The following is a 13221-nucleotide window of genomic DNA, read 5'->3' as shown; positions in this document are numbered from 1 at the left end:
GTCGCCGACACGCCTTGTCGAACCAGCTTATCGAGGAGTCTTTGTGACAGGTGGGGAAACCGAGTCCCAGACGTCTCAGGGACTGATCGTTCGAGATCTCACGGTCCGATACGGACCGGCCATAACCGTGTTGAGATCCATCGACGTCGAGGTCCGCCCCCGCAGCGTCGTGGCGTTCATGGGCGTGAACGGCGCCGGCAAAACGACGCTCGCCCGAGCCGTGACCGGGATGCTGTCCTTCCATGGCGGTTCGGTGATCAGCGGAAGCATCACGTGGAAGGGCCGCTCGATCGTCGGGCACAAGCCCGCGCGGATCGTGCGCTCCGGCATCAGCCAGACGCTGGAGGGCCGGCGGATCTTCGCGGATCTCACGGTCGACCAGAACCTGTCGGTCGGCGGCATGACCAAGCGCAACGACGCCGCGCTCAAGCAGCGGCGCGAGTCGGTGTTCGAGCTGTTTCCCCGGCTGGCCGAGCGCCGCGACCAGCTCGCCGGCTACCTGTCCGGCGGCGAGCAGCAGATGCTCGCCATCGGCCGCGCGCTCATGCAGTCGCCCGAGCTGCTGGTGCTGGACGAGCCCTCCCTGGGCCTGGCGCCGAGCATCGTGGACCAGATCCGGGAGACGATCTCCAACATCCGCGAGACCGGCACCAGCGTGCTGCTGATCGAGCAGAACGCGACCATGGCGCTCACCGTCTCCGACTACGGCTACATCCTGTCGCACGGAACCGTCACCAAGCAGGGCCCGTCGAAGGAACTCCTCGCCGACCCGCACATCCAGTCCTTCTACCTGGGCCTGGACGAGGACGTCGCCGATCCCGCCGGCACCCCCGGCACCGCAGACACCGCCGCCGCGCCCCACGGAGCGACCGCATGACCGCCGCCGACCGGCCGATGCTGGCCGCCCGCAACATCAAGCTCACCTTCGGCGGCATCACCGCGATCAAGGACGTGTCGTTCGAGGTCAACAAGGGCGAGTTCTTCGCGATCATCGGGCCGAACGGCGCCGGCAAGACCTCGACGCTCAACGTCGTCAACGGGGTCTACAAGCCCAGCTCGGGATCGCTGGAGTTCGAGGGCGAGTCCCTCCTCGGCCGCAAGCCCGCCGACATCGCCGAACTCGGCATCGCGCGCACGTTCCAGAACCTGGCGCTGTTCGAGGAGATGACCGTCCTGGACAACATCGTCCTCGGACGGCACCACCTGATGAAGTCGGGCGTGCTCAGCGGCATGCTCTGGTGGGGCAGGGCCCGCCGGGAGGAGTACGAGGCCCGCCGCGACTGCCTGCCGCTGCTCGAACTCATGGGCCTGTCCGACATCCGCGACGAAATCGTCCAGGACCTGCCGTACGGCGTGAAGAAGCGCATCGAGCTGGCCCGGGCGCTCGCGATGCGGCCCAAGCTGCTCCTGCTCGACGAGCCGGTGGCCGGCATGAACGGCCCGGAGACCGCCGAGCTGGCCTCCTGGGTGCTGACCGCCAAGCGCGAGCTCGACCTCACCATCGTCATGATCGAGCACGACATGGCGCTGGTCACCAAGGTGGCCGACCGCGTGCTCGTGCTCGACTTCGGCGAGGTCATCTGCTGCGACACCCCCTCGGCCGCGGTGAACGACCCCCGGGTGGTCCGCGCCTACCTGGGCGGCAGCGGCGAGGACGTGATCGGACGCGCGACGGCGGGACTGAAGGGCGAGCCGGTCTCCACCTCGACAACGGAGGACGCCTCATAATGGAGAATCTGCAGATCCTCGCGGGAGGCATCTCCCAGGGCTGCGTCTTCGCGCTGCTGGCCCTCGGCTTCGTGATCGTCTCCAAGTCGACCGGGGTGTTCAACCTCGCGCAGGGCGCGTTCGTGGTGATGGGCGCGTACCTGACCTATTCCCTGCACCGGCAGGCGGGCCTGCCGTTCTGGGTGGCGGCCGTCCTGGCGATCGTGGCCTTGGCGGTCTCCGCGGCCGTGCTCGAAGCGGTCGCCGTGCACAAGGTGGCGACCAAGAACCTCTACACCCCGATCCTGGTCACCTTCGGCCTGCTCATCATGATCCCCCCGCTCGTCTCCCCCTTCTGGGGGACCGGCCAGCTGACGATCGGCGACCCCTGGGGGCTGAAGGTGGTCTCCCTCGGCGAGGTCGTGATCAGCCAGCGGGACCTGGCGGTGATCGCGGTGACGTTCATCGTGGTCGGCCTGTTCGGCCTCTTCTTCCGGTTCTCCCGGCTGGGCCTGGCGATGCAGGCGACCGCCATCGACCCCGAGGCGGCCCTCGCCCAGGGCGTGAGCGACCGGCTGGTGCACCGGCTCTCCTGGGCGATCGCGGGCGGGCTCGGCGCGTTCGGCGGCATCATGCTCGCCACCGCGGGCGGCGTCGGCCTCGGCCCCGGCCTGGAGAACTACGCGCTGCTCGCCCTGCCGGTCATCATCCTCGGCGGCATCGAGTCCCCGCTCGGAGCCGTGATCGGCGGACTGATCGTCGGGGTCGTGCAGCAGTTCGCCGTGGTCTACGCCGGTGAGAACTTCGGGCAGGGATTCGACGAGGTCGTGCCCTACCTGCTCATGATCGCAATCATGCTCGTGCGTCCCGAAGGACTCTTCGGGACCAGGAAGGTCAGGCGAATCTGATGGCGGTCGACATTTCCCCCGATGTCGCCGAGGGCTCCGCGCGCAAGGTGACGGTCCCGAAGCTGCGCCTGGTGAACTCGCGCGCCGGCCGGATCGGCGTGATCGTCTTCGTCGTCTTCGTCGTGGCGCTGCCGCTGAACTTCGGCGACACGTACTGGCTGGGCGTGCTGAACTCGGCGGGCATCGTCGGCATCGCCGCGATCGGCCTGAACATCCTCACCGGCTACGCCGGGCAGCTCTCGCTCGGCCACGCGGCGTTCGTCAGCGTGGGGGCCTTCGTCACCCAGTGGCTGGGCGGCCAGCTCGGCATGCCCATGATCGTCTGGCTGCCGGCCGCGGGCCTCGCCGCCGGGCTCGTCGGCGCGGCCGTGGCGCCGTTCGCGCTGCGGCTGCGCGGGCCGTACCTGGCGATCGTCTCGCTGGCGCTGGTCGCGATCGGCATCTACGTCGCCCGGAACATCCCCTCGATCACCGGCGGCAACGAGGGGACCATCGTCAACGCCCCCGTCACGCTGGGTCCGATCGACTTCGAGAACCTGACGATCGGCCCCCTCGCCTTCGGGCGCGAGCAGGGGATGTTCATCCTCATCTGGGCGATGGTGGGCCTGTTCGTGCTGCTGACCGCGAACGTGATGCGCACCCGCAGCGGGCGGGCCATGCAGGCGATCCGCGACCACGACATGGCGGCCGAGGTGCTGGGCGTACGCATGATGCGGACGCAGGCGAACGCCTTCATCCTGTCCACCTTCATCGCCGGCGTCTCCGGCGGCCTGCTCGCGGTCAACCTCGAGTACATCCGGCCGGACAGCTTCAGCATCGCGCTGTCGGTGCAGTACCTGGCGATCATCGTCATCGGCGGCATGGCCTCCCTCTGGGGACCGATCCTCGGCGCCCTGTTCGTGACCATGGTCCCGGTGATCGTCGATCTCTTCTCCGACTCCCTGCCCTTCCTCCAGCACGGCGGGACGGACGGGATGAGCACGACCGACCTGAGCCTGGTGCTCTACGGCCTGATGATCGTCATCTTCCTGCTCGCCGAGCCCAAGGGCCTGATCGCCATCCTCCGAAGGCTCAGGCGACGGTTCTCCTGACCCGGCGGCCCCGCAGTCTTACCGACGCTTACCGATTCGACGCTTATCGTTTCGACGCTTACCGATCCAACGTGGCACCACCTACCCGCGATCAACCCCTCCGCGGATGACCACCGAGAGGAAACACTCATGAAGTTCCCCAATAAGCGGACAGGAGCCGTCGCCGCACTGCTCCTCAGCGCCGCCCTCGCGGCGACCGGTTGCGCTGCGCAGAACACCGGCGGGGGCACCGACACCGCCGCCGGCGGCGAGCTCAAGGCCGCGCCCGGCTTCGACCCCAAGGCGAAGACCATCACCGTCGGCAACATCATCGCGCTGAGCGGCCCCATCTCGACCACCGCCCGCGAGCAGCTCGCCGGCCAGCAGGCCTGGTACGACAAGGTCAACGCGGCCGGCGGCATCGCGGGCAAGTACCAGATCAAGATGATCACCGCCGACAACCAGTACGACGCCCAGAAGTCCGTGCAGGCGTACCAGGAGATCAAGGACCAGGTCGTCATGCTGTCCGGCATCCTGGGCACCCCGTCGGTGAAGGCTCTGATCCCGATCCTCAACCGGGAGAAGGTCGCCGCGGTCCCCAGTAACCAGGACGCCAGCATCCGCAACGACCCCGCGCTGCTGCCGACCTTCCCGTCGTACCAGACCAACGTGGTCAACGCGGTCTCGTACCTCGTCTCCAAGAAGCCCGAGCTCAAGAACGCCAAGTACTGCGTGCTCGGCTACAACAGCTCCTGGGGCGACGACGTCGTGCAGGGCCTGACGTACATCACCGGCAAGTTCGGCAACAAGGTCACGAGCGTGGCCAAGTACGCGCCGCTGGACACCCAGCTCACCGCGCAGATGCAGCAGCTCAAGTCCGCCGGCTGCGAGGTCGTCGCCTTCTCCGGCGCCGCCAACAACCTGCCGTCGATGGTCGCCGCGGCCACCCAGCTCGACTTCAAGCCGCAGTGGATCGCCGAGTTCATCGCCAACTCCACGGCGTTCTCCGAGTCGCCGATCTCGTCGTACCTGAAGGACCACGTCCTGTTCACCGGCCTCGGCGCGGACCTGAAGGGCGCGACCGTTCCGGCGATCAAGGAACTGCGCGAGTCCAAGGCGCTGAACGGCGCCGACCTGACCGTCCAGCACATCTACGGCCACATCCAGGCGATGGCGGTTACGGCGCTGCTTGAGGAGGCCGTCAAGGACGGCGACCTGAGCCACGAGGGCGTCACCAAGGCCCTGGCCAAGCTGCCCAAGGTGGAGTTCAACGGCATCAACGGCGAGGTCATCCTCACCCCCGGCGCCCGCGTGCTCCCCAAGACCACGACCATCTACGAGTACGACAAGGAGTACTCGCCGTACGCCCTGAAGGCGGTCGCGGAGAACTACGCCGCCCCCGAGGGCAACGACCCCGCCTTCTAACCCCGCCGCGCTCAGAGCGCATTCCCCGCGACCGATCACGGCCGCCCGGAAACCACGTAGTGGCCCTGTCCGCAACCCGGACAGGGCCACTACATTTCCGCCGCAAATGCTCAGGAATCCGTACGCAACCGACTGGGCTCGTTGCGACGCCAGGCGTTGGCACCGGAACGCTACGCCTGGCCTGCTCCTGTGGCGGACGGCTTCAGCCGCTCGTCCAGAGCACGAACGTAGGCATTTTTCGACCAAGGGTCGAGGAGCCTACGCGCCTCGGTGAATCGGTGTCTGAGGCGGGCGGAGCTGTGGGTGTTGATCAAGGGAATGGCCGCCGCCAGTCTCGTGGTGGCTTCGGGGATTTCCTTCATTTGTGCCAAGGCGACGGCCTGGTGAATGAAATCGAAAGCTCCTTCCCGGCTGTAGCCGGGTGCACCCCTCGCCGCCCGGGCCTTCGCCGTGTCGAGCACGTCTTTGACGTGGCCGAGGCAGACCGGACTCTTGCCGAAGGCGGCGGAGTCTCCCCGCCAGAAGGTCGAGCGCCTGCCGAGCGCTGGAGGAGGTTGGGCGCACGGCTCAGGCCGGCCGATAGTCCTCGTGAGGGATGGCTCGCCGCCATACGGCCTCGAATGCCTCCGCCTGCCGCTTGATAAGGATGGGGTCGGTGATGAGCTCCGCTCCCACCTTGTCACCCACTCCGCTGAAGTGGTGAACGAGCAGCGTGTCGTCGTCGAACAGCCAGAAGTCGTTCGCAGGTAGCATCAGGTCCGTCGCGTTCCGGCGGGGCAACCATCGCACCTGTTCCCCTGCTCGGATGTTCGGGACGGTGATGTCGTACTCGTACCGGATGTAGGGGCTGATCGGCTCCGACACGACGCGCGCCCGCTTCACCTCAACGCCTCGGCTGACAGCGTCGACGATGTTCTGCAGCCAGGGCCGCCACCACGAGGAACGGTCATCCAGGTCGATTCTGTGCCCGGATTGCCAGGCGCTGAAATTCGGATCGTTCAGGGTGTAGCCGTCGCGCATCTCCAGATGCCGGGCAGAGCGTCGGCAGGCGGTCAGGAGCTGCTCAAGCGTTCGTGCTGCCGACACTGGCTACCTCCGGGAAGAACTGCATCATACGCTTGAGTGCTCGACAGGTTCACCGACCTGGGGCGGAAACCGGGACCGTCGCGCTCATCGCGCTGCTGTCGGCCCAGCTGCTGCAGACCGTCGCGATCAGCCACGGCGACCTCGTCGTCATGGCGTCCGGCGCGCTCTCCCTGGCGGCGCCCGCGCTGATCGTGTCGCTGCCCAGGGTCAGCACCGGTTCGGGTGCCGTCCGATCAGCCCCAAGGGATGGCTGATCGCGCTCGGCTGCGGGGCCGCCGCCACGGCCGCGGGCCTAACGCGCGGTCGGCGTCGCCTGGGTGCAGGACGCCCTTGAAAACGATCGGCAGGCTGGTGCGCTCGCGCAGCCAGTCGAGGTCGGACCAGGTTGCAGGCCGGGAGTCTGCGAGTCGGACACCTTGTCGCGATCCTCCTGAGCGGGGGCGGGTTCGCGCAATTCATATCATGGGCTGGACAACCGTCACTGACTCGTCCTGTGAAAGTCTGAGACCTTCTATACGGCCATTTCCTGTCCACTCTCAGCTATTTTCCCAGGTCGGCGCCATCATATGATCGAGCGACGTCGAATGTTGCACCGTGCGCTCCGCCCTCGGATGTCGCGCCTCAACGCAAAGTGGCCGGTCGGATGCTATTGCCCCGGGGTCTGCGGTGACCGCCTGGAATCGCTCCGGAATCGCTCCGGAATCGCACCCGAAAGGAATGTCATGAGTTTGACGGAGGATGTCGCGGAGTTCACGTCCCGGCAGTTTCGGTAAACGGTCCGGGGCCGGCGCATGTCATCGGCGTGACTTTTCGAGGACGGCACCATGGCCGAACGTCCCCGCCGCGCCTCGGATCAACCGGACCGGCCGTCCGCCGAAACCGGCCGCGTACCTTCCCCTGCAAGTTTCCGCCGGCCCGTACCGGCGCTTGACCAGCGCCGCACCGCGCCTGCCGCGTTCCACTATCGGGGGTGGGTGTGGCCTATTGGACCGTTTTGAGTGAGCGCTGCGGCCGTGAACCGGATTACGACATGGCCCGATGGCTCCGGGAGTCCTGGTCGTGATGTACCCGATGGTGTTGGCCCGGTCCACAAGAGAACGGGCGGGAATCCATGCGCTGCCGATAATTCAGAGCGTGACGCGACATCAACATTTAGGCTTGGAGCGGTATGCGAGTCATACCGACCGCGATCAAAGGAGATTTCCGTGACAAACCCCCGAGCCAGAACCATCGCACGGACCGGAGCGATCGCCGCACTCGTACTCGCCTCCGGCCTGCTGACGGCGCCGCCGGCCTCGGCTCAGCCGACCGCCGTCTCCGCGCCGCAGCGGGTCGTGACGATCACGGACACCGCCGGGGCCGAAAGCGCCGCCGCCCGCCCGAGCAACGGCCGCATCCTCTACTCCGGAATCCGGGGCGGCCTCGGCAGACTCACGATTAAGAACGGCCTGAGCCGAGACGGCGTGGTCACCCTCGTCCGTGGCCGGACCAAGGCGATCAGCGTGTACGTCCGCGCCCGCAAGAGCACCACCGTACGCAACATCAAGGACGGCACCTACCGCGTCTTCTTCACCACCGGCTACCGCTTCAGCGTCTCCAAGGGCCGTTTCACCCGCAGCGCCACCTACCAGCGCTTCAACAGCCGCCTGCTCTTCCGCACCACCGCCACCCAGTTCAGCACCTGGCGCCTGACCCTCCACGCCGTCCCGGGCGGCAACGCCGGAACCACCACCATCAACCCCAAGGACTTCCCCGCCTAACCTTTGTGGTCGTACGCGTGGGCATGGAGGTCCATTAGCGGATGCCCGCCGATCGACGCTCACCCGCGCAGCCGCGCGTTCAGCCGTGCGGCCTGCAGGGTGAGGTGATCGCGTTCGGCAAGGCTGGGCGCCGATCGGGCGGCTTCGGCGTAGAGCCGTGCCGCCGTGGCCGGGTCACCGTCACGCTCGTGCAGGTACGCCGCGACGGCGGTGTAGCGGGGGAGGGCGGGGTCGAGCTCCGCCAGGGCGGCCAGGCCGGCCCGGGGGCCGTCGGCCTCCCCGAGCGCGACGGCCCGGTTGAGGCGGGCCACGGGGCTGTCGGTGAGGCGCACCAGCTCGTCGTACCACTCGACGATCTGCACCCAGTCGGTTTCTTCGGCTGTGCGGGCGTCGGCGTGGAGGGCGGCGATGGCGGCCTGGGCCTGGAACTCGCCCAGGCGATCGTGGGCGAGGGCCGCCTGGAGCACCTCGACGCCCTCGGCGATCATGCGGGTGTCCCACAGGCCGCGGTCCTGCTCGGCGAGGGGCACGAGCCTGCCGTCGGGGCCGGTGCGGGCCGGGCGCCGGGCGTGATGGAGCAGCATGAGCGCGAGCAGGCCCGCGACCTCCTCGTGGTGAATCCTGGCGGCCAGTTGGCGGGTGAGCCGGATCGCCTCGGCGGCGAGGTCGACGTGGCCGGAGTAGCCCTCGTTGAAGACCAGGTAGAGCACGCGCAGGACCGTGGCGACGTCACCGGGCTGGTCGAACCGGACGCCCGAGACGGTCCGCTTGGCCCTGCTGATCCGCTGGGCCATCGTCGCCTCCGGCACGAGGTAGGCCTGCGCGATCTGACGGGTGGTCAGACCGCCGACCGCGCGCAGCGTGAGCGCGACGGCCGACGCGGGTGTCAGGGACGGGTGGGCGCACAGGAAGTACATCTGGAGCGTGTCGTCCACCGCCGATCCCGGGCCGGGGGCGGGCTCGCTCTCGACGCGTATCTCCCGGTGCCGACGGGAGGCGTCGGCGCGGGCGGCGTCGAGGAACTTGCGCCAGGCCACCGTGACCAGCCAGCCCTTGGGGTCCCGCGGCGGGTCGTCCGGCCAGACGCGTACGGCCTCGACCAGGGCGTCCTGCACGGCGTCCTCGGCCGTCGCGAAGTCGGCTCCGCGGCGGACGAGGACGCCGGTCACGGTGGGGGTGAGGGTCCGCAGCAGGGACTCGTCCACCGCGCGTCACTCCGTCACGGTCGGCGGCTCGGTCAGGAACGGGCGCACCTCGAGCCACTCGTGGATCGGCTTCCCGCCCGCGCCCGGAGCCGCCGACAACTCGCCCGCCAACTCCAGCGCTCGCTCGTAGGACTCGACGTCGATCACCATCCAGCCGGCGATCAGGTCCTTGGTCTCGGCGAACGGGCCGTCGGTGACGGGCGGCCGTCCCTCGCCGTCGTAGCGGACGAACGTGCCTTCCGGGGAAAGCGCCTGCGCGTCGACGAACTCGCCGGTGCCCTCGAGCCGGGCGGCGAAGTCCCGCATGTACTGAATGTGGGCCGAGACCTCCTCCGGCGTCCACTGGTCCATCTGCACGTCGTTGACCGCTGCCGGGGCGCCCCGGTAGTGCTTGAGCAGCAGGTACTTGGCCATCGTGTTCTCCTTGCGTGGTACGGCCCAGTGTGGCCGTGTTCACTGCGGGGACGGAGCCGTACCCGGGTTCTCGACATCCACCGCGACATTTGTCGGCGAACTTCACGACTTCCCGCAGTGCGTGGTTCCTCCTGGCCGAAGATGATCGCGGCGCCGAGGGCCGCCTCGGCGGGTACGAAGATTCGGCCGGTGGCGGGCTCACGCAGAGGGATGCCGTTGTCTCGGAGCAACCGTTCGGTGTGTGCGATGTCGCGTACGGCCACCGTGGGGAGGCGGCGAACGCGGGCAGGTCCGACGGGCGTTCTCCGGAAAGCAGATCGCCGAGGGCGTCGCGGCCACGAGGTGGGGACGGGCTGGGCGGGATTGTCGGTCGGTCCTGCCAAGATGGGCGGTTGTGTCATGGCATGAGGCCGAGTGGGGGAGGAGCGATGTGGTTTTCGCGCTCGCTCACCGGAAGAAGTGCGTGGCACGAGCGGCATAACCATGATCGTTCTGGATGGGCGTCAGTAAGATGCCACGGTCCAGACAGACGGAGTAACCCCGGAAAGGGCAGCACGTGGCGCAGAAGGTGATACTGGTTGACGACCTCGACCATTCCGAGGGCGATGACGTGGCGAGACGGGAGTTCCCGCTGCTGAACCGGACCTTCGCCATTGATCTATCCGACGCCAACCACCAGCGGCTGAGTGAGGCGCTCGCGTTCATCGAGGAGGTTCTGGAGCACGCGCGGGAGGTGAAGCAGCAGGCGCGCGTCAAGAAGGCCGCCGACACCTCGCCGCGGCTGCGCGGCTACACCTTCACCGATGTCCGGGCGTGGGCGCGGGAGCAAGGGCTGGAGGTTCCGGCTCGGGGCAAGCTGCCGGACGAGATCGTCGAGCGGTTCATCGCGGCGCATCCCGAGACGGCCGATATGACGGAGACGAGCGAAGCGGCGGACGAGGAGACGAGCGAGGCGGCGGACGAGCCAGGTGACGCGCCGTCGGCCGAGGTGGAGGCGAGCACCGCCGCCTGATCGGCGTTCGGGCCGAGCCGTTCACCCCCGCGTACGGCCTGTCGGGCGGGTGGCGTGCTCATCGTGGGAAGCTGCGGGAGCCGTTCACCCTCGGGTACGGCCTGCCGGGCGGGCGGCGCTCATCGTGGGAAGCCGCGCGAGCCGTCCACCCGCGTACGGCCTGTCGGGCGGGTGGCGTGCTCATCGTGGGAAGCTGCGGGAGCCGTTCACCCCCGGGTACGGCCTTTCGGCCGGGCGGCGCTCATCGTGGAAAGCCGCGCGAGCCGTCCACCCGCGTACGGCCCGCCGGTGGTGGGAAGCCGTGCGGCGGGTTCTGTGCGACAGGGGTCAGTACGACAATCGAAAGCCCTTGACCGGCCGTGTTCCGGTCAAGGGCTTTCGGCTTGGCTACGCCGACGCGAAGGGGCGTCGTCGTCCGCTTAGGGCGGTTCAGGCCGGATCGGACAAAGTGTGCTGAAGGCCCGCGATTGCCTGCTGGGGCGGCTGCATGGAACTTCGGCGTCGCCCGAACGATGCTTGAGTAGGGCGGCGCGTCCTCAGAGCAGCGGCTTGCTGCAGGCGCGGCAGCGGTCGCTGAGGATGGACAGCAGTTCCACGGCCTTCTGCGACGCCTCGCGGAGCTGGTCGAGCTCGTTGGAGGTGTTGAGGCGGATCAGAGCCGTCTCGGCGTCCTCGGACGGGGTGTCGCTGATCGCGGCGATGACGTTGGCGGCGGGTGTGCCGTACTGGTAGAGGAGGACCTGCTGGTCCTGGCTCGCCGGGAGTTCGGCGGGCAGGTGGCCGACGCCGATGCCGGCGAGTTTGCCGCTGAGCGTCTGGCGGACGGTGGTGCCCAGGCGTCCGAAGCCGCCGATCTCGCGCAGGACGGCCATGCCGATCCTGAGAACGCCGTTGTGCCGGATGACGACCGCCCGCAGATCCTCCCAGGTGGTGGGGGTGTCCGCGACCGGCTCGATCGCGTGGGCGCTGGACATGGCTAGGACACCGGCCGGCGGGTCGTGGTGCCGGCGCTTACTGAGGCGGGCGGCATGCTCTCTCTCCTTCACCTGCGTGGACCCCGGTCGTCTGCAGGCGAGTTTCCCTGACGTCCGTTGTCATCCGTATTACTTCCGTGTTAAATCCTGCCGCCTGCGCCGGGGCGGGGCCGCCGGCCGCACGCGGGGTCGCTCAGGACCCAAGGATAATTTTAAGATTGACTTTATCCTTGGATTTATCTTCTCGGATATCTTTCGCGCTTTCTTCGGCGCTTAGTTTAATGTTATCCTATTAACACCGCTGTTACCTGAACGACCAGGTTTCGCAACAACGCGTCCGCACATTCTTGTTCTGTCGCGGCGAACACGGGCCGCGGCGGACGCGAGAAGAAGCGGAATTGCTGTGGATTCTGAGCGCGCATTTTTCACCGGTTTTTGTGACACGACGCTGCGGGACGGCGAACAGGCCCCCGGAGTGGCTTTCACGGCCGACGAGAAGGTGGCGATCGCCGCCGCGCTCGACGCCGCGGGAGTTCAGCGAATCGAGGCGGGGGTGCCGGCGATGGGGCCGGCCGAGTGCGACGCGCTGCGGCGCATCGCCGACGCCGGGCCGCGCGCCGAACTGGTCGCGTGGTGCAGGGCGACCCGCGCCGACGTGGACGCCGCGGCGGGTGTCGGGCTCGCCGCGGCCCACATCACGATCCCGGTCTCGGACCTGCACCTGGGCGCCAAGCTCGGGCGGGACCGGGCGTGGGCCCGGCGGCGGATCCGTGACTGCGTGCTCGCCGGGCTCGACCACGGGCTGCGGGTCAGCGTCGGGTTCGAGGACGCCTCCCGGGCCGACGACGCGTTCGTCATCGACCTCGCCGGTGAACTGCGCGAGCTCGGCGTGGTCCTGCTGCGCTGGGCCGACACCGTCGGGATCATGGAGCCCTTCGGGATCAGCACCCGGCTGGCCGCGCTGGTGCGGGCCGTGCCGGGGCCGTGGGAGATCCACGCGCACGACGACTTCGGGCTGGCCACGGCGAACACCCTCGCCGCCGTACGGGCGGGCTTCACCTGGGTGAGCACGACCGTGGCCGGGCTCGGGGAACGGGCGGGCAACGCCCCGCTCGAAGAGGTGGCGATGGGCCTGCGCCACCTCCTGCACGCCGACCCGGGCCTCGACACCACCGCGTTCAAGGCCCTGGCCCGCCTGGTCGCCCGCGCGGCCCGGCGGCCGGTGCCGCACGGCAAGGCGGTGGTGGGCGGGTCGGTGTTCGCCCACGAGTCGGGCATCCACGTCGACGGCGTGCTCAAGTCGCCGGCGACGTACGAGCCGTTCGACCCGGCGGAGGTCGGCGGGCGGCGGCGGCTCGTGCTCGGCAAGCACTCCGGGCGCGCGTCGCTGCGGCACGCGCTGGCCCAGTGCGGTCTGCAGGCCGCCGACGAGCAGCTCGGCCCGCTGCTCGACGACGTCAGGACCCGGGTGTCGGAGCTCAAGCGACCCCTGCGCGCCCGCGAGGTGCGCGAGATGTTCCTGCAGGGCGCGTCGGCGTAGACCGCCCACCCCACCCGTCAACCATCCCCTCGACCAAACCCCGCGACCAATCCCTCGACCCATCCGGCGACCAACCCCGCGACCCGGCCTACGGAGGGCCGGCGACTTCGACGAGAGGAC

Annotated in this window: 15 protein-coding genes; 9 read left to right on the top strand and 6 right to left on the bottom strand. The window is 68.6% G+C overall.

The genetic code is table 11. From position 1 onward, the window contains the following. Positions 1 to 127: 127 nt before the first annotated feature. The 5 genes from AB0K60_RS12535 to AB0K60_RS12515 all read left to right on the top strand — a co-directional run bounded on the left by AB0K60_RS12535 (position 128) and on the right by AB0K60_RS12515 (position 5110). Entirely contained in the window at positions 128 to 877 is a 750-nt protein-coding gene (locus AB0K60_RS12535; protein ID WP_364052323.1) for an ABC transporter ATP-binding protein, read from the top strand. Further along, positions 874 to 1728: an ABC transporter ATP-binding protein gene (locus tag AB0K60_RS12530; protein ID WP_364052320.1), complete on the top strand. Its 855-nt coding sequence runs from the start codon at positions 874 to 876 to the stop codon at positions 1726 to 1728. Before AB0K60_RS12535 ends, AB0K60_RS12530 begins: the two co-directional genes overlap by 4 nt. Further along, positions 1728 to 2615: a branched-chain amino acid ABC transporter permease gene (locus AB0K60_RS12525; RefSeq protein WP_364052317.1), complete on the top strand. Its 888-nt coding sequence runs from the start codon at positions 1728 to 1730 to the stop codon at positions 2613 to 2615. Before AB0K60_RS12530 ends, AB0K60_RS12525 begins: the two co-directional genes overlap by 1 nt. After that, a complete protein-coding gene (locus AB0K60_RS12520; protein ID WP_364052314.1) occupies positions 2615 to 3706 on the top strand; it encodes a branched-chain amino acid ABC transporter permease in 1092 nt (363 codons plus the stop codon). Before AB0K60_RS12525 ends, AB0K60_RS12520 begins: the two co-directional genes overlap by 1 nt. 129 nt (positions 3707 to 3835) lie before the next feature. Then, entirely contained in the window at positions 3836 to 5110 is a 1275-nt protein-coding gene (locus tag AB0K60_RS12515; RefSeq protein WP_364052311.1) for an ABC transporter substrate-binding protein, read from the top strand. A gap of 170 nt (positions 5111 to 5280) precedes the next feature. On the opposite strand, the gene AB0K60_RS12510 is transcribed toward AB0K60_RS12515, so the two are convergent. Then, positions 5281 to 5571, bottom strand: coding sequence for a hypothetical protein (locus AB0K60_RS12510; RefSeq protein ID WP_364052308.1), 291 nt, complete (start codon positions 5569 to 5571; stop codon positions 5281 to 5283). 106 nt (positions 5572 to 5677) lie between these two features. Continuing rightward, complete coding sequence (locus AB0K60_RS12505; RefSeq protein ID WP_364052305.1) at positions 5678 to 6196, bottom strand: DUF6879 family protein; 519 nt, start codon at positions 6194 to 6196, stop codon at positions 5678 to 5680. A 32-nt stretch (positions 6197 to 6228) separates the two neighbouring features. Between AB0K60_RS12505 and AB0K60_RS12500 the strand changes: the two genes are divergently transcribed. Next, positions 6229 to 6450, top strand: a complete 222-nt coding sequence (locus tag AB0K60_RS12500; RefSeq protein ID WP_364052302.1) for a hypothetical protein — start codon at positions 6229 to 6231, stop codon at positions 6448 to 6450. On the opposite strand, the gene AB0K60_RS12495 is transcribed toward AB0K60_RS12500, so the two are convergent. Further along, a complete protein-coding gene (locus tag AB0K60_RS12495; RefSeq protein WP_364053457.1) occupies positions 6430 to 6651 on the bottom strand; it encodes an alpha-hydroxy-acid oxidizing protein in 222 nt (73 codons plus the stop codon). The genes AB0K60_RS12500 and AB0K60_RS12495 overlap by 21 nt on opposite strands. Before the next feature lie 750 nt (positions 6652 to 7401). On the opposite strand from AB0K60_RS12495, the gene AB0K60_RS12490 reads away from it, so the two are divergent. After that, positions 7402 to 7956 carry a hypothetical protein gene (locus tag AB0K60_RS12490; RefSeq protein ID WP_364052300.1) on the top strand — a complete coding sequence of 185 codons (555 nt, stop codon included), beginning with the start codon at positions 7402 to 7404 and terminating at the stop codon, positions 7954 to 7956. A 59-nt stretch (positions 7957 to 8015) separates the two neighbouring features. Here AB0K60_RS12490 and AB0K60_RS12485 read toward each other — a convergent pair whose 3' ends face one another. Together AB0K60_RS12485 and AB0K60_RS12480 are read right to left on the bottom strand one after the other, a co-directional pair. Next, positions 8016 to 9161, bottom strand: coding sequence for a DUF6596 domain-containing protein (locus AB0K60_RS12485; protein WP_364052297.1), 1146 nt, complete (start codon positions 9159 to 9161; stop codon positions 8016 to 8018). A gap of 6 nt (positions 9162 to 9167) precedes the next feature. After that, positions 9168 to 9575, bottom strand: coding sequence for a YciI family protein (locus AB0K60_RS12480; RefSeq protein WP_364052294.1), 408 nt, complete (start codon positions 9573 to 9575; stop codon positions 9168 to 9170). A 556-nt stretch (positions 9576 to 10131) separates the two neighbouring features. Here AB0K60_RS12480 and AB0K60_RS12475 point away from each other — a divergent pair. After that, entirely contained in the window at positions 10132 to 10587 is a 456-nt protein-coding gene (locus tag AB0K60_RS12475; protein WP_364052291.1) for an Lsr2 family protein, read from the top strand. A gap of 536 nt (positions 10588 to 11123) precedes the next feature. Here AB0K60_RS12475 and AB0K60_RS12470 read toward each other — a convergent pair. After that, positions 11124 to 11561 (bottom strand): hypothetical protein, encoded by a 438-nt coding sequence (locus AB0K60_RS12470; RefSeq protein WP_364052288.1) that lies wholly within the window; start codon positions 11559 to 11561, stop codon positions 11124 to 11126. 403 nt (positions 11562 to 11964) lie between these two features. Between AB0K60_RS12470 and nifV the strand changes: the two genes are divergently transcribed. Beyond that, complete coding sequence (nifV, locus tag AB0K60_RS12465) at positions 11965 to 13101, top strand: homocitrate synthase (RefSeq protein ID WP_364052285.1); 1137 nt, start codon at positions 11965 to 11967, stop codon at positions 13099 to 13101. Positions 13102 to 13221 lie beyond the last annotated feature (120 nt).

The sequence above is a fragment of the Thermopolyspora sp. NPDC052614 genome (assembly GCF_040678635.1).
In the GTDB taxonomy this organism is placed as follows: Bacteria; Actinomycetota; Actinomycetes; order Streptosporangiales; family Streptosporangiaceae; genus Thermopolyspora.
Note: the sequence above shows the minus strand (reverse complement) of the source record. Positions and strands in the feature narration are given on the sequence as shown.